At 58.6% G+C, this 22,180-nt stretch carries 21 protein-coding genes; 6 read left to right on the forward strand and 15 right to left on the reverse strand.

Annotated elements, in window-relative coordinates:
• Nucleotides 1-6 precede the first annotated feature (6 nt).
• The 12 genes from atpG to mioC all read right to left on the reverse strand — a co-directional run bounded on the left by atpG (nt 7) and on the right by mioC (nt 10,462).
• Nucleotides 7-873, reverse strand: coding sequence for a F0F1 ATP synthase subunit gamma (gene atpG / locus AB5Y47_RS12715; RefSeq protein WP_010672261.1), 867 nt, complete (start codon nt 871-873; stop codon nt 7-9).
• Between the two features lie 42 nt (nt 874-915).
• Nucleotides 916-2,457: a F0F1 ATP synthase subunit alpha gene (gene atpA, locus AB5Y47_RS12720; protein ID WP_010672262.1), complete on the reverse strand. Its 1,542-nt coding sequence runs from the start codon at nt 2,455-2,457 to the stop codon at nt 916-918.
• A gap of 15 nt (nt 2,458-2,472) precedes the next feature.
• A complete protein-coding gene (gene atpH, locus AB5Y47_RS12725; protein WP_010672263.1) occupies nt 2,473-3,006 on the reverse strand; it encodes a F0F1 ATP synthase subunit delta in 534 nt (177 codons plus the stop codon).
• 13 nt (nt 3,007-3,019) lie between these two features.
• Entirely contained in the window at nt 3,020-3,490 is a 471-nt protein-coding gene (gene atpF, locus AB5Y47_RS12730) for a F0F1 ATP synthase subunit B (RefSeq protein WP_010672264.1), read from the reverse strand.
• A gap of 51 nt (nt 3,491-3,541) precedes the next feature.
• Entirely contained in the window at nt 3,542-3,781 is a 240-nt protein-coding gene (gene atpE, locus AB5Y47_RS12735) for a F0F1 ATP synthase subunit C (RefSeq protein ID WP_010672265.1), read from the reverse strand.
• A 58-nt stretch (nt 3,782-3,839) separates the two neighbouring features.
• Nucleotides 3,840-4,622, reverse strand: coding sequence for a F0F1 ATP synthase subunit A (gene atpB / locus AB5Y47_RS12740; protein ID WP_010672266.1), 783 nt, complete (start codon nt 4,620-4,622; stop codon nt 3,840-3,842).
• A gap of 8 nt (nt 4,623-4,630) precedes the next feature.
• Entirely contained in the window at nt 4,631-5,041 is a 411-nt protein-coding gene (locus AB5Y47_RS12745) for an ATP synthase subunit I (protein WP_010672267.1), read from the reverse strand.
• A 190-nt stretch (nt 5,042-5,231) separates the two neighbouring features.
• Nucleotides 5,232-6,140, reverse strand: coding sequence for a ParB/RepB/Spo0J family partition protein (locus AB5Y47_RS12750; protein WP_010672268.1), 909 nt, complete (start codon nt 6,138-6,140; stop codon nt 5,232-5,234).
• Entirely contained in the window at nt 6,137-6,940 is an 804-nt protein-coding gene (locus AB5Y47_RS12755) for a ParA family protein (protein WP_042016124.1), read from the reverse strand. The genes AB5Y47_RS12750 and AB5Y47_RS12755 overlap by 4 nt, the downstream gene beginning before the upstream one ends.
• A 27-nt stretch (nt 6,941-6,967) precedes the next feature.
• Nucleotides 6,968-7,594, reverse strand: a complete 627-nt coding sequence (rsmG, locus tag AB5Y47_RS12760) for a 16S rRNA (guanine(527)-N(7))-methyltransferase RsmG (protein WP_010672270.1) — start codon at nt 7,592-7,594, stop codon at nt 6,968-6,970.
• Between the two features lie 20 nt (nt 7,595-7,614).
• Nucleotides 7,615-9,504 (reverse strand): tRNA uridine-5-carboxymethylaminomethyl(34) synthesis enzyme MnmG, encoded by a 1,890-nt coding sequence (mnmG, locus tag AB5Y47_RS12765; RefSeq protein ID WP_010672271.1) that lies wholly within the window; start codon nt 9,502-9,504, stop codon nt 7,615-7,617.
• 508 nt (nt 9,505-10,012) lie between these two features.
• Nucleotides 10,013-10,462 carry an FMN-binding protein MioC gene (mioC, locus tag AB5Y47_RS12770; protein ID WP_039040628.1) on the reverse strand — a complete coding sequence of 150 codons (450 nt, stop codon included), beginning with the start codon at nt 10,460-10,462 and terminating at the stop codon, nt 10,013-10,015.
• A 371-nt stretch (nt 10,463-10,833) separates the two neighbouring features.
• Between mioC and AB5Y47_RS12775 the strand changes: the two genes are divergently transcribed.
• From AB5Y47_RS12775 to fhuB, 5 genes are read left to right on the forward strand one after another with little or no spacing between them, the layout of a single operon-like run.
• A complete protein-coding gene (locus AB5Y47_RS12775) occupies nt 10,834-12,942 on the forward strand; it encodes a TonB-dependent siderophore receptor (protein ID WP_216944867.1) in 2,109 nt (702 codons plus the stop codon).
• 60 nt (nt 12,943-13,002) lie between these two features.
• Nucleotides 13,003-14,649 carry a multidrug ABC transporter permease/ATP-binding protein gene (locus AB5Y47_RS12780; RefSeq protein ID WP_049637210.1) on the forward strand — a complete coding sequence of 549 codons (1,647 nt, stop codon included), beginning with the start codon at nt 13,003-13,005 and terminating at the stop codon, nt 14,647-14,649.
• Nucleotides 14,650-14,695: 46 nt separating this feature from the next.
• Nucleotides 14,696-15,460 carry an ATP-binding cassette domain-containing protein gene (locus AB5Y47_RS12785; protein ID WP_049637211.1) on the forward strand — a complete coding sequence of 255 codons (765 nt, stop codon included), beginning with the start codon at nt 14,696-14,698 and terminating at the stop codon, nt 15,458-15,460.
• A 31-nt stretch (nt 15,461-15,491) separates the two neighbouring features.
• Complete coding sequence (locus AB5Y47_RS12790; RefSeq protein ID WP_049637230.1) at nt 15,492-16,394, forward strand: ABC transporter substrate-binding protein; 903 nt, start codon at nt 15,492-15,494, stop codon at nt 16,392-16,394.
• On the forward strand, nt 16,391-18,373 hold the full coding sequence (fhuB, locus tag AB5Y47_RS12795; protein ID WP_368220287.1) for a Fe(3+)-hydroxamate ABC transporter permease FhuB: 1,983 nt from the start codon (nt 16,391-16,393) through the stop codon (nt 18,371-18,373). The genes AB5Y47_RS12790 and fhuB overlap by 4 nt, the downstream gene beginning before the upstream one ends.
• Before the next feature lie 418 nt (nt 18,374-18,791).
• Here the strand turns inward: fhuB and AB5Y47_RS12800 are convergent, their stop codons facing one another.
• The 3 genes from AB5Y47_RS12800 to AB5Y47_RS12810 all read right to left on the reverse strand — a co-directional run bounded on the left by AB5Y47_RS12800 (nt 18,792) and on the right by AB5Y47_RS12810 (nt 20,927).
• Entirely contained in the window at nt 18,792-20,111 is a 1,320-nt protein-coding gene (locus tag AB5Y47_RS12800; protein ID WP_049637213.1) for a type II toxin-antitoxin system HipA family toxin, read from the reverse strand.
• On the reverse strand, nt 20,111-20,365 hold the full coding sequence (locus tag AB5Y47_RS12805; RefSeq protein WP_017410478.1) for a helix-turn-helix domain-containing protein: 255 nt from the start codon (nt 20,363-20,365) through the stop codon (nt 20,111-20,113). Before AB5Y47_RS12805 ends, AB5Y47_RS12800 begins: the two co-directional genes overlap by 1 nt.
• Before the next feature lie 232 nt (nt 20,366-20,597).
• Nucleotides 20,598-20,927, reverse strand: a complete 330-nt coding sequence (locus tag AB5Y47_RS12810) for a DUF86 domain-containing protein (RefSeq protein ID WP_216823871.1) — start codon at nt 20,925-20,927, stop codon at nt 20,598-20,600.
• An 84-nt stretch (nt 20,928-21,011) separates the two neighbouring features.
• Between AB5Y47_RS12810 and AB5Y47_RS12815 the strand changes: the two genes are divergently transcribed.
• Nucleotides 21,012-22,162, forward strand: a protein-coding gene (locus AB5Y47_RS12815; protein ID WP_102948979.1) for an IS3 family transposase whose coding sequence is annotated in 2 segments (ribosomal slippage) — nt 21,012-21,249 and nt 21,249-22,162 — 1,152 coding nt in all. Because the reading frame shifts where the segments join, the coding sequence is not laid out codon by codon here.
• Nucleotides 22,163-22,180: the final 18 nt, after the last annotated feature.

A 22,180-nucleotide genomic window follows, 5' to 3' on the forward strand; every position in this document is an offset into this window, starting at 1 on the left:
CTTGCCTTACACCGCAGCAGCACCGGAAACGATCTCTGTGAGCTCCTGGGTAATACTGGCCTGACGGGCCTTGTTGTATACCAGTTGCAGATCGTTAATCAGGTTGCCGGCGTTGTCAGTCGCGGCTTGCATGGCAACCATTCGGGCTGCCTGTTCACTTGCCAAGTTTTCTACCACACCCTGGTAGACCTGGGATTCGACGTAGCGAATCAGCAGGGTATCCAGCAGTTGCTTGGGATCCGGCTCATAGAGGTAGTCCCAGTGGTGCTTCTTGGCGAGCTTGCTGTCTTCTGTTACGGGCAAAGGCAGCAGTTGATCGACTTTTGGTTGCTGAACCATGGTGTTGACGAACTTGTTGTACACCAGATACAGCCTGTCAATCTCACCGTTGTCGTAAGCCTTCAGCATGACCTTCACTGAACCGATCAGGTCATTGACGCTCGGGTTATCACCCAGTCCGGAGACGTGGGCTTTCACCTTGGCGCCGTGCCGTTCAAAGAAGTTGGAGGCCTTGTTACCGATCAATGCCAGGTCAACCTTGGCACCTTTCGCGCTCCATTGCTTCATATCATTGAGGGCAGCCTTGAACAGGTTGATGTTCAGACCACCACACAGGCCACGGTCGGTGGAGACGACGATGTAACCCACTCGCTTCACCTCACGTTCGATGAGGTAGGGGTGCTTGTATTCCAAGTTCCCCTGAGCGATATGGCCGATCACCTTGCGCATGGTTTCAGCGTACGGACGGCTGGCAGACATGCGTTCCTGCGCACGGCGCATCTTGCTCGCTGCCACCATTTCCATAGCGCTGGTGATCTTCTGAGTGTTCTTCACACTCCCGATCTTGTTACGTATCTCTTTTGCGCCGGCCATCTCTTCTCTCCATCAGGTGGCAGCTTGCGCTGCCACACACGCTTACCAGGTCTGGGTTGCCTTGAAGTCATCCAGCAACGCAGTCAGCTTGCCAACGATCGCGTCGTTGTAGTCGGCCTTGGCATTGATTTCAGCCATCAGCTCGGCATGCTGGGTATTGGCGTAAGAGAGCAGAGCGGCTTCGAAGTCGACGATCTTGCTCAGTTCGACATCGGCGAGATAACCCTTCTCGGCGGCGAACAGCACCAGGGACTGCTGGGCCACGCTCATCGGAGAGTACTGCTTCTGCTTCATCAGCTCGGTGACTTTCTGACCGTGATCCAGCTGCTTGCGAGTGGCATCGTCCAGGTCGGAAGAGAACTGGGCAAATGCCGCCAGTTCACGGTACTGGGCCAGCGCGGTACGGATACCACCGGACAGCTTCTTGACGATCTTGGTCTGAGCAGCACCACCCACACGGGATACGGAGATACCCGGGTCAACCGCCGGACGAATACCGGAGTTGAACAGCTGGGAGGTCAGGAAGATCTGGCCGTCGGTGATGGAGATCACGTTGGTCGGAACGAACGCAGAGACGTCACCGGCCTGGGTTTCGATGATCGGCAGGGCGGTCAGGGAACCGGTCTGGCCTTTCACGGCACCATTGGTGAACTTCTCTACGTACTCGGCGTTGACGCGAGCAGCACGCTCCAGCAGACGGGAGTGCAGATAGAAGACGTCACCCGGGTAAGCTTCACGTCCAGGCGGACGGCGCAGCAGCAGGGAGATCTGGCGATAGGCAACGGCCTGCTTGGACAGGTCATCATAGATGATCAGTGCGTCTTCGCCGCGGTCACGGAAGTACTCGCCCATGGAGCAACCGGCGTAGGGAGCCAGGTACTGCAGAGCAGCCGCTTCGGAGGCAGAAGCCACGACCACGATGGTGTTGGCCAGAGCGCCGTGCTCTTCCAGCTTGCGCACCACGTTGGCGATGGTGGAGGCCTTCTGGCCGATCGCAACGTAGACGCACTTAATGCCGGAATCTTTCTGGTTGATGATGGTGTCGATGGCGATGGCGGTCTTACCAACCTGGCGGTCACCGATGATCAGCTCACGCTGGCCACGACCGATAGGGATCATGGCATCGATGGCTTTCAGACCGGTCTGGACTGGCTGGTCAACAGACTTACGCTCGATAACGCCCGGGGCGATCACTTCGATCGGCGAGAAGCCGTCGTTGTCTACCGGACCCTTACCGTCGATCGGCTGACCCAGGGTGTTGACCACCCGGCCCAACAGACCACGACCGACCGGCACTTCCAGAATGCGGCCGGTACCCTTTACCTTCATCCCTTCGGCCAGATCGGCATAGGGACCCATTACTACGGCACCAACGGAGTCACGCTCCAGGTTCAATGCCAGAGCGAAGCGGTTGCCCGGCAGCTCGATCATCTCACCCTGCATGGCATCGGCCAGACCGTGGATACGAATGATACCGTCGCTTACAGAAACGATGGTACCTTCGTTACGCGCTTCGCTTTTGACATCAAACTGCGCAATGCGCTGCTTGATCAGCTCGGCGATTTCAGTGGAATTCAGTTGCATGCTCTAATACCCCAATCAAGATTGCAGCGCATCGGCCATGCGATCCAGCTTACCGCGGACCGTGCCGTCGATAACGAGATCACCGGCCTTGATGAGCACCCCGGCCATCAAGGACGCATCTGTGCTGCAATTCAGCTTCACTTTGCGCGCGAGACGTTGTTCCAGAGAAGCCTGAATATTGGCTTTCTGCTGGTCGGTCAGTTCGATCGCCGAAATCACGTCAGCCTGAACTTCTTTGTCCAGTTCAGCCTTGAGCGCGACGAATTCGGCAACGACCGCCGGCAGCACACCCAAGCGACCATTCTCGGCCATCACCCGGATCAGGTTCTGACCGTGCTCGTTGAGCTGCTCACCGCAGACACCGACAAACAGCTTTGCCAGTTCTTCGGCAGCAACGGAGCCGTTTACCAGGCTGTGCATGGTCTCGTTTTCTGCCACCTGAGCGGCGAAATCGAGCATCTCCAGCCATTGGTCAACCGCCTTGTGCTCAACGGCAAACTCGAAAGCAGCCTTGGCGTAGGGGCGAGCGATTGTAGTCAGTTCAGACATAGCCCCGTTCCCGTTACAGTTCTGCTACCAGTTTGTCGACGATGTCGCTGTTGGCAGCCTGGTCGATTTGGCGTGCCAGGATCTTCTCTGCACCCGCGATGGCAAGAGCAGCAACCTGCTTGCGCAGTTCTTCTTTGGCACGATGACGTTCAGCTTCGATCTCTGCACGGCCCTGAGCCAGGATTTTCTCCCGCTCAGCTTGGGCTCCGACAGCGGCCTCATCAATGATCTGGGCCTTGCGTTTGTTGGCCTGATCGATGATTTCAGCAGCCTGAAGCTTGGCTTCTTTCAGCTGATCGGTGGCGTTGGCCTTGGCCAGCTCCAGATCTTTCTTGGCACGCTCTGCAGAAGAGAGGCCGTCAGCGATTTCTTTCTGACGGGCTTCGATGGCAGCCATCAGCGGCGGCCATACGTACTTCATGCAAAACACTACGAAGATGAAAAAAGCAACTGCTTGGCCGAGGAGGGTGGCGTTGATATTCACAGCCGATGTCCTCTTTAGTTAGTTAATGGGTTCTGCGTGAGTCGTAATGACTTAGGCAACCGCAAACATCACATACAGACCCAGACCAACGGCGATCATCGGGATCGCATCCACCAGACCCATCACGATGAAGAACTGGGTACGCAGAACAGGGATCAGGTCAGGTTGACGAGCTGCACCTTCCAGGAACTTGCCACCCAGGATACCGATACCGATGGAGGCGCCGATAGCCGCCAGACCCATCATCATTGCAGCAGCGATGTACAGCAGGTCCATGTTCAAGTTTTCCATGAGGATCTCCATTTATTTAGATGTAATTGATTGTATAAAAAGGATTATTTGAGTTGCATCAACCATGGTCTTCCTGCGCCATCGACAGATAGACGATGGTCAGAACCATGAAGATAAACGCCTGCAAAGTGATGATCAGGATGTGGAAGATTGCCCAAGGCACGGACAGGATCCACTGTGACCACCAGGGTAACAAACCCGCAATCAGGATGAAGATCAGTTCGCCAGCATACATGTTGCCGAACAGTCGCAGACCCAATGAAACAGGCTTGGAAATCAACGTGACGGTTTCAAGGATGAAGTTAACCGGGATGGCAGCAGGGTGATTGAAAGGCTGAAGCGTCAGCTCCTTCACGAACCCGCTGATACCCTTGACCTTGATGCTGTAGTACAGGATCAAGAAGAACACGCCCAAAGCCATGGACATGGTGATGTTAACGTCAGCAGAGGGAACCACACGCAGATAGGGAACACCCATCAACTGTGCAGCGTGAGGGATAAAGTCAACGGGGATCAGGTCCATGAAGTTCATCAGGAAGATCCACACGAACACCGTCAGGGCCAAAGGTGCGATGACCTTGTTGCGACCATGAAAGATGTCCTTGACGTTACCATTCACAAACTCGACCAGCATCTCCACAAAGCACTGCAGCTTACCGGGCACACCGCTGGTGGCCTTGACGGCAACCTTGCGGAACAACCAGATAAACAGGGCGCCTAGCACGACGGAAAATATCATGGAATCGATATTCACCGTCCAGAACCCGGACCCTACCTGCAGGTGGGTCAGGTGGTGGGAGATATATCCCTGAGGAGTCAGGACTTCTCCGGTTGCAGACATGAGTTTTCCTAATAGTGGTTGTTAAGCGTGAATGAAACTATCCACTGTACAACGAGGGCGAGGATATAAGTGGCGAAGAACGAGGCGGTGTCGACCTCAATCCCGGCGCCAAACAGCAGGGCGAAAAGTCCTGTTGTAGTAATGAGCTTAATCCCTGCCCCACCATAAAAGTCCCGCAAAACCAGGCCTACGCTCTCTTTCGTCACCTTGCGGCGCAGAACCCAGAGCGTGAACAGGGCTTGAGGAACCCAGTACATCCCCCCTCCGTAGAGAGAGGACTGTCCGGCGAACTCTCCCGCCTGATAAAACCAGACGGTGGCGATCGCCAGGATCAGGACCAGCTGACAAACGAGCATAGCCAAGGCCAGCGTCAAACCTTCCAAGGCTATTTTCTGCTTCACCAACCTACCCCTGAACATTACAGAACTGTAAAAAATCGGGATCCGAAGACCCCAGGTTCACAGCTCGAAAAGCCGGTCAAATTATACCCGTGAAGACGGCTATTGCAACATGGCAAAAATCCTTAATTTTTGCGGCTTTCCGCGCGAAATTAAGGTTATGTTCATATCGAAAGTAATGGATGTTTTATTACTACAAAAAGCGTAAAAATCACGATTCTGACAGGCCAAAATAGCCCAATACCCGGTCCAAATCTGCCAAGTTATCGTAACTTATTACTAACTTGCCGCTATCTTTCTTGCCCGGCTGAAGTTGCACCTGATTGCCAATTTTTTCAGAAATCTGGCGCTCGAGATAACCAAACTGCGGATCGCGGACGGGTTCAACCCTGGTTTTTGCCGGTTCCAGTGCTTTTTGCACCAGCTTCTCGGTATCTCGCACTGTCAGCCCCTTCTGGGCCACCAGTTTGGCCAGCTCTGACTGGGCCTGGCCGCTCAGGGCCAGCAGGGCACGGGCATGCCCCATGTCGAGGTCGCCGTGTTCCACGAAGCGCTTCACGTCCTCGTTGAGCTGGTTGAGACGCAGCAGGTTCGTGACCGTGGTGCGGGACTTGCCCACCGCCTCGGCAACCTGCTGGTGGGTCAGTTCGAACTCCGTCAGCAGGCGCTGGAGGGCGACGGCCTCCTCGATGGCGTTGAGATCTTCACGCTGGATGTTCTCGATGAGTGCGATGGCGACGGCCGCCTCGTCGGCGACATCCTTGACCAGACAGGGCACCACTTCGAGACGGGCCAGCTGGGAGGCGCGCCAGCGGCGTTCACCAGCAATGATTTCGAAACGGTTTTCACCGATGGAGCGAACCACGATGGGCTGGATCACCCCTTGTGCACGGATGGAGTTGGCCAGCTCCTCCAGCGCATCCTGGGACATATCCTTGCGCGGTTGGTATTTGCCGGACTGCAACCACTCCACCGGCAGCTTGCGCAGCTCGCCCTGATTGGTCGGGGCCATGGCCTGTTCGGTGCGCTGGTCGCTCATCACCTGTTTCTGGCGGGCGGCCGTGCTGGTGCTGAGCAGGGCGTCCAGCCCCTTGCCCAGCCCACGTTTCTTCGGCGTCATATGCTCTCTCGATCTGCGGTGAACGGCTGGGACTCCTGTTCCTGGCGGCGCAGGATCTCGCCAGCCAGGGCCAGATAGGCCTTGGCCCCCACCGATGATTTGTCATAGTGCATGGCTGGCGCGCCAAAGCTCGGCGCCTCCGCCAGTCTTACGTTGCGGGGAATGATGGTGCGATAGACCTTGTCCCCGAAATGCTGTTTCAGCTGATCGGACACATCATTGGCCAGCCGGTTGCGATGATCGAACATGGTGCGCAGCACCCCTTCGATCTTCAGCTCTGGATTGACCACGGCTGCCAGCTTGCTGATGGTGTCCACCAGGGCGGTCAGTCCTTCCAGCGCATAGTATTCGCACTGCATGGGCACCAGCACGGAGTCGGCGGCGGCCATGGCGTTCACCGTCAGCATGTTGAGAGAAGGCGGGCAGTCGATGAAGACGTAGTCGTACTTGTCCCTGACCGAGGCCAGGGCGTTGCGCAGGCGGATCTCGCGGGCAAAAAACTCCATCAGGCGGATTTCTGCCGCGGTCACGTCGGCATTGGCGGCAATCAGGTGATAGCCTCCCGAGGTTTCGGGGATGATCACCTCGCCGATGGGGGCATCTTCGATCAGCAGTTCATAGGCGGTGCGTTCGACATCGTACTTGTCGACGCCACTGCCCATGGTGGCATTGCCCTGCGGATCCAGATCGATCACCAGCACCTTGCGCCGGGTAGCGGCCATGGAGGCGGCCAGATTCACACAGGTGGTGGTTTTACCCACTCCACCCTTCTGGTTGGCTATGGCAATGACTTTTCCCACACTGTCCCCTAAATGAATGCGGCGGCCCTATTCGGGCTGGATGGCTTTAAACTCCAGCAGATGGCGTTCGCCTTCCAGTTCCGGCACCACCAGCTTGTGGGTGGCAACCAGACGAATGCTGTCAGGCAACTGTGCCAGCTCCTGCTCGGGGTATTGTCCCTTGAGCGCCAGGAAGCTGCCCTCGGGTGACGGCAGATGATGACACCAGCTCAGCATGTCCTCCAGGGAGGCGAAAGCCCGGCTCAGTACACCATCAAATCCGGTCTCGGGTTGATACTCCTCCACCCGGGATTTGACGGGGGTCACATTGGTCAACCCCAGCTCCAGGATCACCTGGCGGATGAAGTTGATCCGCTTGCCCAGGCTGTCGAGCAGCACGAACTGTTTGTCCGGATTGATGATGGCCAGCGGCAGTCCGGGCAGACCCGGACCCGTTCCCACATCGATGAAGCGTTCACCGTGCAGGTGAGGACTCACCACCAGGCTGTCGAGGATATGCTTGACCAGCATGGCGTCCGGATCTCGCACCGAGGTGAGATTGTAAGCCTTGTTCCACTTGTGCAGCAACTCGACCAACTGCACCAACTGGGTCTTCTGGGTTTCGGTGATAACAATTCCGGCCTGCATGAGCAGGCCGTTCAATCTTTGCAGCATGTTGTCCAACGGGGAATTCCTCAGGCGGTTTTACGCAGCAGGCCGTGTTTCTTCAGGTGCACCAGCAAGATGGAGATGGCGGCAGGGGTGATGCCGGAGATGCGGGACGCCTGACCAATGGTCTCTGGCTTGGCATCGTTGAGCTTGGCGATCACCTCGTTGGAGAGACCGTTCACATCGCGGTAGTTCATATCCAGCGGCAGCAGGGTGTTTTCGTTGCGCAGCTGTTTCTCCACCTCGTCGTGCTGACGCTCGATATAACCGGCGTACTTGATCTGGATCTCCACCTGATCCGCGGCAGCCGCATCGGTCAATGCAGGCCCCACACCCTCGATGGCCATCAGGGCATCGTAGGTCACCTCGGGGCGACGCAGCAGCTCTTCCAGGCTCTGCTCCCGGGTCAGGGGAGTGTTGACCAGGGCGTTGACGGCCTCCAGAGACGGATGCTGCGGGTGGATCCAGGTCGAGCGCATGCGCTGACGTTCCTGCTCCACCTGTTCCACCTTGGCATTGAACAGGCTCCAGCGATGATCATCCACCAGACCCAGCTCGCGGCCGATGGCGGTGAGGCGAAGATCCGCGTTGTCTTCCCGCAGCAGCAGGCGATATTCGGCACGGCTGGTGAACATGCGATAGGGTTCGCGGGTCCCCAGTGTGGAGAGATCGTCCATCATCACGCCCATGTAGGCCTGATCCCGGCGTGGGTGCCAGGCTTCCTTGCCCTGGGCGCGCAAACCCGCGTTCAGACCGGCCATCAGGCCCTGGGCAGCGGCCTCTTCATAGCCGGTGGTGCCGTTGATCTGGCCGGCGAAGAAGAGGTTCTCGATGCACTTGCTCTCCATGTTGGCCTTGAGATCCCGCGGATCGAAGAAATCGTACTCGATGGCGTAGCCAGGGCGAGTGATATGGGCATTCTCGAAGCCACGGATCGACCGGACGATCTGCACCTGTACGTCGAACGGCAGGCTGGTGGAGATCCCGTTCGGGTAGAGTTCGTGGGTGGTCAGGCCTTCCGGTTCGACAAAGATCTGGTGCGCCGTCTTGTCGGCAAAGCGGGTGATCTTGTCCTCGATCGACGGGCAGTAGCGTGGGCCTATCCCCTCGATCACTCCGGCGTACATGGGGCTGCGATCCAGGTTGTTGCGGATCACCTCGTGGGTCTGCTCATTGGTATGGGTCACGTAGCAAGGCATCTGGCGGGGATGCTGGCTGGCGTTGCCGATGAAGGAGAAGACCGGGCGAGGATCATCACCATGTTGCTGCTGCATCACGGAAAAATCGACGGTGCGTGCATCGATGCGTGGTGGCGTGCCGGTTTTGAGGCGATCGATGCGCAGCGGCATTTCACGCAGGCGCTGGGCGAGGGCAATCGAGGGAGGATCCCCGGCGCGACCTCCTTTGTAGTTCTCCATGCCGATGTGGATCAGACCATTGAGGAAGGTGCCAACGGTCAGTACGACCGTCTTGCCGCTGATGCGGATCCCGCTCTGGGTAACGACCCCGGCGACGCGATCCCCGTCCATGACCAGATCGTCGCAGGCCTGCTGGAAGATCTTCAGGTTCGGGTAGTTCTCCAGTGTCTGACGCACCACAGCCTTGTACAGCAGGCGATCCGCCTGGGCACGGGTAGCCCGCACCGCAGGGCCCTTGGAGGAGTTGAGCGTGCGGAACTGGATCCCGCCGAGATCGATGGCCTGCGCCATGATCCCGCCAAGGGCGTCGACTTCCTTGACCAGGTGTCCCTTGCCGATCCCGCCGATCGCCGGATTGCAGGACATATGCCCCAGCGTATCTATGTTGTGGGTGAGCAACAGGGTATTGAGACCCATGCGGGCTGCCGCTGTTGCTGCTTCGGTTCCTGCATGACCGCCACCGACGACGATCACATCAAATTGTTCATGGTATTGCATTGGGGATCACCTTGATCTGCACGCCTGAAGATCTTTGTTTGCCTGGTCTGAAGGGCGGATCATTCTATCTGTTTAGCATCCGGAGGGGAACGTCTACTTCAGGATCAGTATGGATCAGGGATCGGTTAAATAGATCTTAAGGATCTTTAGATCGATCTTTTATTGGATCTTTTATTAGGATCCGCGACTTCTGTTGATAAGGCATTTTTGATCATAAAGATCATTCGGTTAAGGTCGATCGCTGCTTGTGGAAAAGCTTGGATCCAGAGGGGGCGAACGGGGGGATAACATGGGTTTTTATGCACAGATACATGGTCGACAAGATCTAATACATGAATAACTATAGGTTTTGCAGAGCTTAGCACCTAAGTTATACACAATTATCCGAGCTCATGTGGGGAGCTCTCGGGAAAAACTTATCCGGATCCACCTGTTAATAACCTGGTGGATAGGGATCTGGGGATAACCAGGGAGATCGGGGGTCGTGACCGGATCTCCCTGGTCCTGATCAGCCGATCAAGGTCATCCAGTCGTGGATCCAGGTTTCTGCGGCATCTTCGGGGATCTCGTGCTGGGTCACGTCTATTTCCAGGAGATCCCCCAGTCGGCTGGCACCGCACCCGGCCAGCAGCCGATCCAGCGTCTTGCCGCCCTGGCAGAAGGTGTCATAGCTGCGATCCCCCAGGGCGATCACTCCGTACTTGAAGGCGGCGAGATCCGGCTGCTGTTCGGCAAGATCCCGGGCAAAGGGCTGCAGATTGTCGGGTACGTCCCCCGCTCCATGGGTGGAAGTGACCACCAGCACGATGGCTTCTGGCTCGGTCAGGATCCTGGCCAGGCTGGCGGGGTTGTGGATCTCCGCCTGGTGGCCCGCCTGTTCAAGCAGGCCGACCACATGATCTGCGACATATTCGGAGGCCCCCAGCATGGAGCCGACGACGAGGTTGAGTTTGGCCATGGAATGGATCCTGATGTCATCGAAAAAGTGAAGAGGGGGGATCTTACCGCCAAAGCATGTGGATAAATATGGATAAAGCTTGGGGATAAGGATCCTGTCCACTTTTTTGCAGCCAAAACCGGTCTCGTGGCCGTCGTGGCGCCTTCTTTCCGCCTGTTGCGACCTCATCGCACCTTTCGTTGTCAAACGACACTTCAAAACATTAATTAACAATGCAGATGCAAATGATTAGCAATTATTGAATCGATTCGATCACGGCACCTGTAGTAGCATGGCGCTGCTTTATTCGCCTGAGGCGCCGGGCTGACCGGTCCAATTGGGCACCCATAATAAGAAATCAAACATAACTTATTGATATTTGAGACACTTATATGATTGCGCAAAAAAATACCCCGAATGCCGTGATGCGAAAGAGAGGCGCACAGCTGCTGCCGCTCTCCTGTCTGCTGGCGTCCCTGCCCGTGTTGGCGGCGGAACAGGCGGATAAAGAGTTGCCCAAGGCGGGCGAAACCATGGTCGTTACCGGGACCGCCATGAAGGTCGAGGTCCCCATGGCAGAGACCCCCCGTGCCGTCTCCGTGGTCAATCGCGAAGAGCTGGACCAGCACGCCGTACTCAAGCTAGACGAGTCCCTGCGCTATCGCTCCGGCGTCCTGTCCCAGTCCTATGGTTCGGACACGGATGCTGACTGGTTCAAGGTGCGCGGCTTCGATGCGGCTTCTTACCTGGATGGCAACCGCCTGTTCAGCACCGGTTACTATGTCTGGACCCCGGAGCCCTTCGGCCTTGAGAGCGTGGAAGTGCTCAAAGGCCCGGCCTCCATTCTGTATGGCGAAGCCCCTCCCGGAGGCGTCATCAACGCCATCAGCAAGCGTCCGACCGCGACCCCGCAGGGACTGGTGAACCTGCAACTGGGCAACCGGGATCTGCGCCAGGTCGGGGTGGATGTCTCCGACACCCTTACCGACAACAGCCGTTATCGTCTGGTGGCCCTCTACAACGAGCGGGACGGCGTGCTGGATGGCACCTACAACGAGCGCGCCTATCTGGCGCCGAGCGTGACCCTGGATATTTCGGATCGCACCACGCTGACGCTGCTTTCCAGCTTCAAGCACGATGAAGGGGTGCCGACCAACGGCTTCTTCCCGGTTTACGGCACCCTGAATACCTCCGGCGGCCAGATCGATCCCTCCACCAACCTGAGCCAGCCGGATTACGATCGCAATCGCAATACCCAGATCTCCGCCGGGTACGAGCTGGCCCACCAGCTCAACCAGACCTGGGAGTTCAAGCAGAACGTTCGCTTCAACTACAACGATCTGCTGCTGCGCCAGACCTATATCTTCCCGACCTATGAAGGCACCACCGCCTACCGCGGCCTGGTCTACCGGGATGGGGATACCAAGAGCGCTACCATGGACAACCAGATGGTGGGCTACTGGAACACCGACAGCACGGAGCAGACCCTGCTGCTGGGGGTGGATCTGCAGCGCCATGTCAATGAAGGCCAGGAAGCCGACAACTATGGCATGGGCGCCATCAACACCATGAACCCGGATTACAGCGGTTTCCCCGGTTTTGATGAATCCACCGCGACCCACCAGAAGAGCACCAAGGGCCAGAGCGGCCTCTATGCCCAGCACCAGATCCGCTGGGATGATCGCTGGCTGCTGACCGCGGGCGGTCGTTTCGATTACGTGGAAACCCACAACATCAGCGAAGCCAAGAGCAAGAACGAGAAACAGTACGACGACAACCTCTCTCTCTCCGGCAGCCTGATGTACCTGGCCGACAACGGTCTCTCCCCTTACTTCGCCTATGCGGAATCCTTCGAAGTGCTGCCGGGGATAGACCCCAACACCGGCAATTCCTACAAGCCGCTGGAAGGCAAGCTCTACGAGACCGGGATCAAGTACGCACCCAGCTTCCTCGATGGCTACATCAACCTGGCGCTGTTCGATCTGGAGCAGACCAACTCCCTGGTCTCTACCGGCTCCGGCCAGCAGACCCAGGCCGGTGAAGTGACCTCCCAGGGGGTCGAGCTGGAAGGGAGCGTGCAGGCCACCGAGGCGTTGCGCCTGACCGCTGCCTATACCTATACCGATGCCAAGACCAACGACACCGGCAACGGCGATCGTCGTGCGAGCCTGATCCCGCGCCACCAGGCCTCCTTCTGGGGCAACTATAAGGTGCAGCAGGGCCCGGTATCCGGTCTTGAGCTGGGTTCCGGCGTGCGCTATGTGGGTTCCAGCGTCGGCATCGGCGCGGTGAATGCGGACTACACCCCCATCTATGGTTCCGCCAAGGTACCGGCACACACTGTATGGGATGCGATGATCGGGTATGACTTTGCCAAGAACTGGCGTGCCCAGATCAACGTCAACAACCTGCTGAACGACACCTATGTGGCGAGCTGCGACTACTACTGCTACTACGGCGAGCCGCGCAGCATAGTCGGCACCGTCAACTACCGCTGGTAAGCGACAGGCCGGGCGGGGGCGAAGGCTCCCGCCCTCCTTCCATTCATCTACAGGCCTGTCATGGAACTCTTGTCACTGGTTTATCGCCAATACCGTTGGCCCTTCATCGCCATTACCCTGCTCAGCCTGCTGAGTGCTGTCAGCGGGATAGGCGTCATTGCCTTCATCAATCAATCACTTATCGAATCAGTCGGGGATCCGCTGCCGATCCTGGGTCAGCTTGTCGGCCTGGTCTTGCTGCTGCTGGTGATCACGCTCGGATCCCAACTGGCCCTGACCACCCTGGGTCACCATTTCGTCTACCGGTTGCGTGGCCGCCTGCTCAAGCAACTGCTGGATACCGACGTCGCCCGTCTGCGTCAAATAGGGCAGGGGCCGCTCCTGGCCTCCCTTTCCAGCGACATCGGTCAGATCACCATCGCCTTCGTGCGCTTGCCGGAACTGGTACAGGGTCTGGTGCTCACCCTGGGCTCCATCATCTACCTTGGCCTGCTCTCTCCCGCCTTGCTCGGTGTTACCGCCCTCTGGGTCACCGTGACCATGGTGGTGGGCTGGCTGCTGGTGAACCGGGTCTATCGCCACCTGGCGCACATGCGCCAGGCCGAAGACAGGCTCTACCAGAACTACCAGTCCATCATCGCCGGGTGCAAGGAGCTGGCGCTCAACCGCGAGCGTGCCCACTTCGTCTACCACCAGCTCTATGAGCAGAATGCCCGGGACTACCGGGAGCAGATCATCCGCGCCGATACCTACCACCTGAGCGCGGTGAACTGGTCGAACATCATGATGCTGGGTGCCATCGGCCTGGTCTTCTTCCTGGCCAACGGGCTGGGCTGGGCCAACACCAATGTGGCCGCCACCTTCGCCCTGACCCTGCTGTTCCTGCGCACTCCCTTGCTACAAGGGATCGGAGCCTTGCCGACCCTGATCGCCGCCCAGGTGGCATTCGACAAGATAGCTGCCCTCAATCTGGCGGAGCCGGACGAGGCGTTCCCGTTGCCGCCTGCGCCTCGCCCCTGGCAGCGCATCGAGCTGGAGCAGGTGAGCTTTCACTACCAGGGGGAGGGCGGTTTCTCCGTGGGCCCCATCAATCTGGTGATCGAGCGGGGGGAGCAGATATTCCTCATCGGTGGCAATGGCTCCGGCAAGTCGACCCTGGCCATGCTGCTGACCGGGCTCTATCAACCGGTCTCTGGCCGGATCCTGCTGGATGGGGAGCCGGTCACCGATCGCAACGGCTATCTGGGGCTCTTCTCCGCCATCTTCACCGACTACCACCTGTTCCAGCATTTGCTGGGGCCCGAGCCGAAAGAGGCGCTGGTCGCCGAGTGGCTTGAGCGGTTGCAGATGGGCAGCAAGCTTACCATCAAGGATGGCTTCATCGCCGATATCGACCTCTCCCAGGGCCAGCGCAAGCGGGTCGCCCTGCTGCTGGCCCTTGCAGAGCAGCGGGAGGTGATGCTGTTCGACGAGTGGGCCGCGGATCAGGATCCCCAGTTCCGCCGCATCTTCTATCAGGTGCTGTTGCCGCGCCTCAAGGAGATGGGCAAGACGGTGATCGCCATCAGCCACGACGATCACTACTTCTCTCTGGCCGATCGCCTGCTGGAGATGCGCCAGGGCCGTCTCACCGAACTGACCGGCGAGCAGCGCGAGCAGGTGAGCCGGGATGCGGTCGCCCATCTGGATGGCAAGGTGCCGGCCTGATGCTGGCACCGATGAGACTGGCAGCAAGCCAGCACAGGAATTGCTTATGTTCGAGATGAAATCCGCCAGCTTCGCGGTCAATGACCGCACGCTGCTGCACCCCACCAGCCTTCGCTTCGAGCAAGGTCGGGTCTATGGCCTCATCGGCCACAACGGGTCGGGCAAATCGACCCTGATCAAGCTGCTGGCGCGCCAGCAACCCCACAGCGGCGGGGAGATCCTGTTCGATGACCAGCCGTTGTCTGCCTGGGGCCACCGGGAGTTTGCCCGTCAGGTGGCCTATCTGCCCCAGCACCTGCCGAGTGCCGAAAACCTGCTCGGCCGCGAACTGGTGGAGATGGGGCGCTACCCCTGGCGCGGACTGCTGGGCCGGATGGGAGCGGAAGATCACCGTCAGGTGGAGCGTGCCATCGCCCTGACCCACACCGAACGCTTTGCCGATCGGCTGGTGGATACCCTCTCCGGCGGTGAGCGGGGGCGAGTCTGGCTCGCCATGCTGCTGGCTCAGGAGAGCCGTTTCATCCTGCTGGACGAGCCGCTGGCCGCCCTGGACGTGGCCCATCAGGTGGAGGTGCTCACGCTCGTCAAGCAGCTCAGCCGCCAGCTCAACCTCGGGGTCATCATCGTCATTCACGACATCAACATGGCCTCCCGTTTCTGCGATCGGCTGGTGGCGCTGCACTCCGGCCGTCTGCTGACCCACGGCGAGCCCGAACAGATCATGACAGGGGAGACCCTGAACGCCATCTATGGCATCCCCATGGAGGTCATTCGCCATCCGGCCCATGACCACGCCATCGCCATCGTCTGACCGGGGACCGCTCTTGAACCGTTTATTGAAGATGGCGCCCTGTCTGCTCAGTCTGCTGCTGCCCCTGGCAGGGGAGGCCGGGCAGCTTGTCACCGCCACCGACGCCACCAGCGCCACGCCTCGCATCGCCACAGTGGACTGGACCATAGCCGAGACCCTGCTGGCTCTGGGGGTCACCCCGATGGCGGTGGGGGATGTGGCCCCCTATCGCGCCTGGGTCGGTGAACCCCAGCTTCCTGCCGGGGTGATCGATATCGGGCTGCGTGCCCAGCCCAACCGGGAACTGTTGGCGGAGCTCAAACCGGATCTTATTCTCATCTCGCCGCTGGCGGCCCCCCTGGCGCCGACTCTCTCCCGCATCGCGCCGGTGCACTCCATCGCCCTGTATGAACCGGGCACCGATCTGTGGCAGCGACTGCGGGAAGCGACCCTGACCATAGCTGCCCTGGTCAACAAAGAGGCGGAGGCCGAACGCCAGCTCGCCGCACTGGAGCAGGATCTGGCACAGATGCAGGCGGCGCAGCCCGCCGATCTGCCCCCCTTGCTGGTGGTGCAGTTCATCGATGAGCGCCATGTGCGGGTGTTTGGCCGTGGCAGCCTGTTCGAGGCAGTGATGCAGCGCCTCGGCCTTCGCAACGCCTGGCAGGGAGAGACCAATGCCTGGGGATTCTCGGTCGCGAGCCTGGAGCAGTTTCTCGGGATGCCGGATGCCAGGCTGGTGGTGGTGGACCCCGTGCCCGTAGGAGTTGGTGAAAAACTTCAGGAGCCTGGATTGTGGCAGCATCTCCCGCTGGTACAGAACAATCCAGTGATCCATCTGCCTGCGACATGGAGTTTTGGTGGCATATTGGCGGCCCGCCGCTTCGCCACCCTGCTGGACGGTGCCTTGCGGGAGCAGGCTGTCCACAGAGCAACCGGGGGATCAAATCAATGAGCTCTTCTCTTTCTTCGCCCCTGCTGCGCCCGGGTCTCTGCCTGTTGGTGCTGACACTGGGGCTGGCTTGCGCCGAGCTGTCGCGTCAACTGCCGGGGGCGCTCTGGTGGCAGGCCCTGTTCTCCCCCGAGCTGGACGATGCTCGCCAGGCGGTGGTCCATTTCAGCTGGCTGCCGCGCCTTGCCATCTGTCTGCTGGCCGGTGCCGCCCTCGGGCTCGCCGGTACCCTGATGCAGCAGGTGCTGCGCAATCCCCTGGCCTCGCCCACCACCCTGGGGGTGGCCTCCGGCGCCCAGCTGGCGCTGATGATGGTGACCCTGCTCGCCCCCTCCTGGCTGCTGATCGGGCGGGAGTGGATCGCCATGGCCGGGGGAAGCCTGGCCATGGGGCTGGTCTTCGCCCTGGCTTGGCGCCGTCAGCTCAATCCCGTGGTCATCGTCTTTGCAGGGCTGGTGATCAACCTCTATCTGGCCGCCATCAGCATGGGATTGCTGCTGTTCTTCCAGGAGGAGCTCAAAGGGTTGCTGGTGTGGGGGAGCGGATCTCTGGCCCAGAACAGCTGGAGCGGCGTCGGCTATCTGCTGCCACGGTTGCTGCTGGCCGCGATGCTGGCGGTGGTGCTGGTGCGCCCGCTGGCAGTGCTGGAGCTGGACGATGCCAGCGCTCGCAGCCTGGGGGTATCCCTCAAACATTTGCGCTTGGCTGGTTTGGGTCTCGCCGTGTTCGTCACCGCCTGCGTGGTGAGCGTGGTGGGGCTGATCGGTTTTATCGGGCTGGCGGCGCCCGCCATGGTGCGGCTGCTGGGGGTCAGAAAACTGGCCCAGCGGCTGCTGTGGGCACCCATCCTCGGCGCCCTGTTGCTGGCGGCCACCGATCTGCTGCTGCAGACCCTGAGCTGGTTCTGGCCTGTGCTGATCCCGACCGGCGCCATGACGGCCCTGTTGGGGGCGCCGCTGCTGCTCTGGCTGATCCCGCGTCTTGGTATCAAGCAGAGTGCGCCTAAGGCAAACTCCTCCCTGCAGTTGGCCCGCCATCCGGCGCCGACCCGCCTTGTCGGCCTGATGGTGTTGGGGCTGGCTGCGGCGGTGATCGCCTCCCTGTTGTTTGGGCAGGGGATGGGCGGCTGGGGTTGGCCGAGCTGGCTGCGGTGGCAGGCCCAACTGGAGTGGCGCTTGCCGCGTACGCTGGCAGCGGGTGCCGCAGGCGTGTTGCTGGCGCTGGCTGGCACCCTGTTGCAGCGAGTCAGCAACAACCCCATGGCGAGCCCCGAGCTGCTGGGGGTGAGCGGTGGCACCTTCATGGGGGTGATTGCGGCGGCCCTGTTGCTGCCCGCCTTGCCGCTGCCCATGATGCTGCTGGGGGGGCTGGTGGGCGCCTTCGCCTGCCTGTTGTTGCTGGTACTTATCAACCGGCGCAACGGCTTCCAGCCGGAGCGGATACTGCTGTCTGGCATCGCCATCACGGCGCTGTTCGAGCCGTTGCAGGCCATCGCCCTGGCCAACGGCGACCTGCGGGTGCAGCAACTGCTCTCCTGGATGTCCGGCTCCACCTATTACGTCACCCAGCCGGTGGCCCTTGCCCTGGTGGTGTTGGCGCTGCTGATGCTGGCAGCTTGCCTGCTGGTGAGCCGCTGGCTCGATCTCATGCCCATGGGGCCTGCGGTAGCGACGGCTCTGGGGATCCATCTCGGCCGTGCCCAGCTCACCATCCTGCTGCTGGTGGCCGTGCTCACCGCCAGTGCCACCATGGTGATAGGCCCGCTCTCCTTTGCCGGTCTGCTGGCGCCGCACCTGGCCAGATTGATGGGGCTGGTGAGGGCGCGCTGGCACCTGCGCGGCGCCGCAGGCTGTGGTGCTTTGCTGATGGTGTCGGCGGACTGGATCGGCCAGCAGATCCTTTTTCCCCAGGAGGTGCCCGTCGGTCTGGTCTCCACCCTGTTAGGGGGCGCTTACTTCATGTGGTGCCTGCGCCGCCTCTAGGTTGGTGGATGAAAAGCGCACAAAAAAGCCCGGGATGAACCCGGGCTTTTCATTGCCTGCTCTGCGGATTTACTTGCCGATGCAGAATGTAAATAATTTATTATCTTCAATATGTTAGTGACTTTTCGGGGGCCACTTGGGGTAAAAGTAACTAAAACAGCATATTGAGAGGCCGCTCACGGGTTTCTGTCATCGTGCAGCGTTCCCACATAGTCCATTCTCGATCGTGCAGCCTTCCCATATGAATCAACGCGATGCCACCACACGCAGTCAAAGCCGCCTTTTAGGTGAGTTTTGAACATATTTTGAACCGACTATAGCATCGTCCGGTGCCTGGAAAGCCGCTTTACTCTTCGAACCGTGCAAGTTTCCCATAGGTAGTTTGGCTAACCGTGCAGTCATCCCACATACCGCCAATTTAATCCCAACCCTTTATCAGCCTGGCTGAGCGGGCTTTTAGGCCCTCTAGAATGGTGCTGCTGATGGTATCGGGGAAGTCTGCTGGCAATTGCTGGGTAACGCGCTCAATAACATCATCAACGGAGTTGGCCAGTTCTGTCAGGATCTCTTCCATAGCAGAACGCTCAAATCCCACAGTTTTTGCCGTTTGGAAGAAATGACGCGGGAATATCTGCTCAATGGAGTACTTCTTTCCCTTGCTGCTTGCTAGGCCCATAGCGAGCTTGGCGTCCCTTCGGTTGAGGCCTCGGCCGCCAAACACTGGATAGACAGATAGGATGTCGTAAAAAGGGGTCAGGCGAAAACGCCCTTCCGGTTCAATAAAGACCGAGAAGTTCTTTGCATGGCCATCGGTGGCTGCCAGCAGCCAGAACAGGACCTGAGATTTCATGAACAGGTAGCGATCCTGTTCTGGTGTCGCAGAGCCCAGCAAGGTTTCCATGATGTCAGTGATCCCTGGTCCTCCATGGCTCTCGTATTTCCGTGCTGACGGAACATTCAATACCTGACAGAAATCTTCTTGGGGAAGGCGCATTATCCAACTGCGATCGGCAGCGTAACGTCTGTCGAAGCGTTCAACAGCCAGTGCTTTGACCTGGCCAACCTGCATCATGAAGCAGTGAGGTACGGGTAGACCAAACTCCTTGGCAATCAGAGTGCAGAGATATTCGTTTTCTACGCTCTGGGAGAGGTCTATCGAGTAGGAGTGGCTTTCAATCTTGCCGATAGGGAGTTTGATAATGTGGGTTGTCGGCGTTGCGTTGAGTGGCAGGTACCAAAGGCCATCGAGATAGAGCAGCGCAGTCTTTTCTTGCACCCCGGCGATAGAGATCCGAAACTCCTCTTGTTCCCTGACCATCCCCAAAGGGATTCCTGATTTGTAGCTGGTCAGGATCTGCTTGAGCTCGTCATCGGAAAGGGCCTTGTAGTCGATTCGCCTGACATCTGGAACATCGTGTCCTTCGGTAACCAGCTGTAATGCCCCTACGCTATCCTGGCCAATGCAACTGAGCAGATCGAAGGGCTGAGTTGATGCCGCTTGATAGCGTGCTACAACCCTGTTCCTCACCTCCGTATTATCTGGCAGCAGGTTGTCGAAGAAGTTATAGGCTTCATCGCCCCGGTAGGCCTGATGGCGCAATGGCATGGAGAGTGAGATCGGACGGCTGCCCGGTTGTGCTAGCCATGACTCATGGTACTGAAACTGATGGGCACCGCTGGTAGTTTTGGTGAATGTGCCTACCCGATAGCCGTTCATGTAGACAGCCAGATTGGCCATTACCACTCCTCCTTCCAGCCCGATGCCGGACTCTCGGATGACTCATTGCGGGGTTTGATATCCACTGACAATTCGAGTGCTGCGAGGATCTTGAACAGGGTTTCCAGCTTGGTGGACTCAGGATTGAGCTCGAAGCTGGAGACTGTGTCTTGCCTAATCCCCACTTTCTCGGCCACTTTGCCTTGAGAGAGCTTTTGAGAAAGCCTGGCATCCTTGATACAGGCGCTCAGCTGCTTGGCGCTGGTTACTTTCATGATTCGACAACCTGGTAGCGTGCCTTCTTCCAATTTACACGCTATGGCAGGTATATCAATATTTACCTGTTATAGGAGGTAAATGTAACTTACACGCTGTAGGCGGTATCTAACATTTATCCCCTATAGCGGGTAAGAGAACAGCAAACGGGGGGAGATGATGTCGAAGTTTCAATCAATATGGGCAGCCAACCAGTCGAGACCTTGCTCTGCAAACATAAACAGTTGGTCGCTATAGCCAGGAGTAATCACACTGAGAATTATCTCGGGGGTCAATATTCAGATAGTCGTGCACCAGCGTATTGCGAAGGCCAATGAGCTTGCTCCAACAGATCAGAGTGTCGGGGCATAGCTCACCACGTAGGACAAGGAACTCGAATGCCTGATAGGCATCCTGTGGGGTATGGCCTGCCAGCGTTTTGGCCCAGTGTTTTGCCACGCCAATACTCGCTTCGATAGAAACCTGCAGGATTCGCTCGGCGGCGCGGTACTCCAGATTGGAAAGGGTGCGCAGCGCCAGAATTGCCCGGATTTCTGACAGCTCGGCCTGGTAGCGCGACAAGCTGGTGCGCAAAGCGCCGATTGAATCGCCCCCAGTTCCCTAGACACCTCACAGCCTTAAAATGAGGCAACTATTGGAGGTGTTATGACCCGTCAGCGTTATCCAGAAACATTCAAAATCGAAGCCGTTAAACAAATCACCGAGCGCGGGCGGCCGGTGGCTGACGTTGCACGTGCCATCGGGGTATCCAGCCACAGCCTGTATGCATGGCTCAAGCAGTACGGTAAGCCTGCTGACCAGCAGATAGAAGAGTCTGCCTTGCAAGCCGAGATCCGCCGCCTGAAAACTGAACTGCGCCAGGTCACCGAGGAGCGCAATATTCTAAAGGAGGCCGCCGCGTACTTTGCCAGCGAGTCAAGGAAAGGTACGCGTTCATAACCTCCCGACTCGACCGGTACAGTGTCGTTACCCTGTGCCAGACCCTGGGGGTTCACCGAAGTGGCTTCTACGCGTGGTTGAAACAGCCCACATCGCCACGACAGCAGGAGGACGAACGACTGACCGGATTGGTCAAGCAATCCTGGCTGGAAAGTGGTGCTGTCTACGGTTATCGCAAGATCCATCGCGACTTTCGTGGCGCAGGGGAAGCCTGCGGCAAGCACCGTGTGGCCAAATTAATGAAGCGGGAGGGACTGCGTTCGCAAACGGGCTATCAACGCCGCAAGGGGCATTATGGAGGCAAGAGCACGCAAGCTGCCCCAAACACGCTGGCACGTCAGTTTAAGGTGCCAGCCCCCAACATCACCTGGGTGACTGACATTACCTACATTCGCACTCAAGAAGGGTGGCTGTACCTGGCGGTGGTGCTCGACCTGTTCTCTCGCCAGATCGTCGGCTGGGCGATGAAGTCACGCATGACGGCAGACTTGGCGGTTGATGCGTTATTGATGGCCGTCTGGCGGCGCAAACCCAAGCAGCCGGTACTGGTGCATTCGGATCAGGGCAGCCAGTTTACCGGTGGTGAATGGCAAGACTTTCTGAAGGCCCACAACCTGAGTTGCAGCATGAGCCGACGGGGTAACTGTCACGACAACGCGGTCGCCGAGAGCTTCTTTCAGTTGCTCAAACGGGAGCGGATCAAGCGCAGGATTTACGCGACAAGAGACGAAGCCCGCAGCGATGTGTTTGATTATATCGAGATGTTTTACAACCCAATCAGGCGTCATGGTTCCAATGATGGGCTGTCGCCGGTAGAGTTTGAAAGGCAGTTTATTTTTCAGCAACAAAGTGTCTAGAAAACCAGGGGCGCTTCA

It is taken from the genome of Aeromonas sp. R7-2 (assembly GCF_040908105.1).
Taxonomy (GTDB): domain Bacteria; phylum Pseudomonadota; class Gammaproteobacteria; order Enterobacterales; family Aeromonadaceae; genus Aeromonas; species Aeromonas caviae.

What these genes read in the sequence shown, in the direction of transcription:
- atpG (WP_010672261.1), bottom strand. Translation starts at nt 873, where the DNA reads ATGGCCGGCGCAAAAGAGATACGTAACAAGATCGGGAGTGTGAAGAAC.
- atpA (WP_010672262.1), bottom strand. Translation starts at nt 2,457, where the DNA reads ATGCAACTGAATTCCACTGAAATCGCCGAGCTGATCAAGCAGCGCATT.
- atpH (WP_010672263.1), bottom strand. Translation starts at nt 3,006, where the DNA reads ATGTCTGAACTGACTACAATCGCTCGCCCCTACGCCAAGGCTGCTTTC.
- atpE (WP_010672265.1), bottom strand. Translation starts at nt 3,781, where the DNA reads ATGGAAAACTTGAACATGGACCTGCTGTACATCGCTGCTGCAATGATG.
- atpB (WP_010672266.1), bottom strand. Translation starts at nt 4,622, where the DNA reads ATGTCTGCAACCGGAGAAGTCCTGACTCCTCAGGGATATATCTCCCAC.
- AB5Y47_RS12745 (WP_010672267.1), bottom strand. Translation starts at nt 5,041, where the DNA reads ATGTTCAGGGGTAGGTTGGTGAAGCAGAAAATAGCCTTGGAAGGTTTG.
- AB5Y47_RS12750 (WP_010672268.1), bottom strand. Translation starts at nt 6,140, where the DNA reads ATGACGCCGAAGAAACGTGGGCTGGGCAAGGGGCTGGACGCCCTGCTC.
- rsmG (WP_010672270.1), bottom strand. Translation starts at nt 7,594, where the DNA reads ATGCTGCAAAGATTGAACGGCCTGCTCATGCAGGCCGGAATTGTTATC.
- mnmG (WP_010672271.1), bottom strand. Translation starts at nt 9,504, where the DNA reads ATGCAATACCATGAACAATTTGATGTGATCGTCGTCGGTGGCGGTCAT.
- mioC (WP_039040628.1), bottom strand. Translation starts at nt 10,462, where the DNA reads ATGGCCAAACTCAACCTCGTCGTCGGCTCCATGCTGGGGGCCTCCGAA.
- AB5Y47_RS12775 (WP_216944867.1), top strand. Translation starts at nt 10,834, where the DNA reads ATGATTGCGCAAAAAAATACCCCGAATGCCGTGATGCGAAAGAGAGGC.
- AB5Y47_RS12780 (WP_049637210.1), top strand. Translation starts at nt 13,003, where the DNA reads ATGGAACTCTTGTCACTGGTTTATCGCCAATACCGTTGGCCCTTCATC.
- AB5Y47_RS12785 (WP_049637211.1), top strand. Translation starts at nt 14,696, where the DNA reads ATGTTCGAGATGAAATCCGCCAGCTTCGCGGTCAATGACCGCACGCTG.
- AB5Y47_RS12790 (WP_049637230.1), top strand. Translation starts at nt 15,492, where the DNA reads ATGGCGCCCTGTCTGCTCAGTCTGCTGCTGCCCCTGGCAGGGGAGGCC.
- fhuB (WP_368220287.1), top strand. Translation starts at nt 16,391, where the DNA reads ATGAGCTCTTCTCTTTCTTCGCCCCTGCTGCGCCCGGGTCTCTGCCTG.
- AB5Y47_RS12800 (WP_049637213.1), bottom strand. Translation starts at nt 20,111, where the DNA reads ATGGCCAATCTGGCTGTCTACATGAACGGCTATCGGGTAGGCACATTC.
- AB5Y47_RS12805 (WP_017410478.1), bottom strand. Translation starts at nt 20,365, where the DNA reads ATGAAAGTAACCAGCGCCAAGCAGCTGAGCGCCTGTATCAAGGATGCC.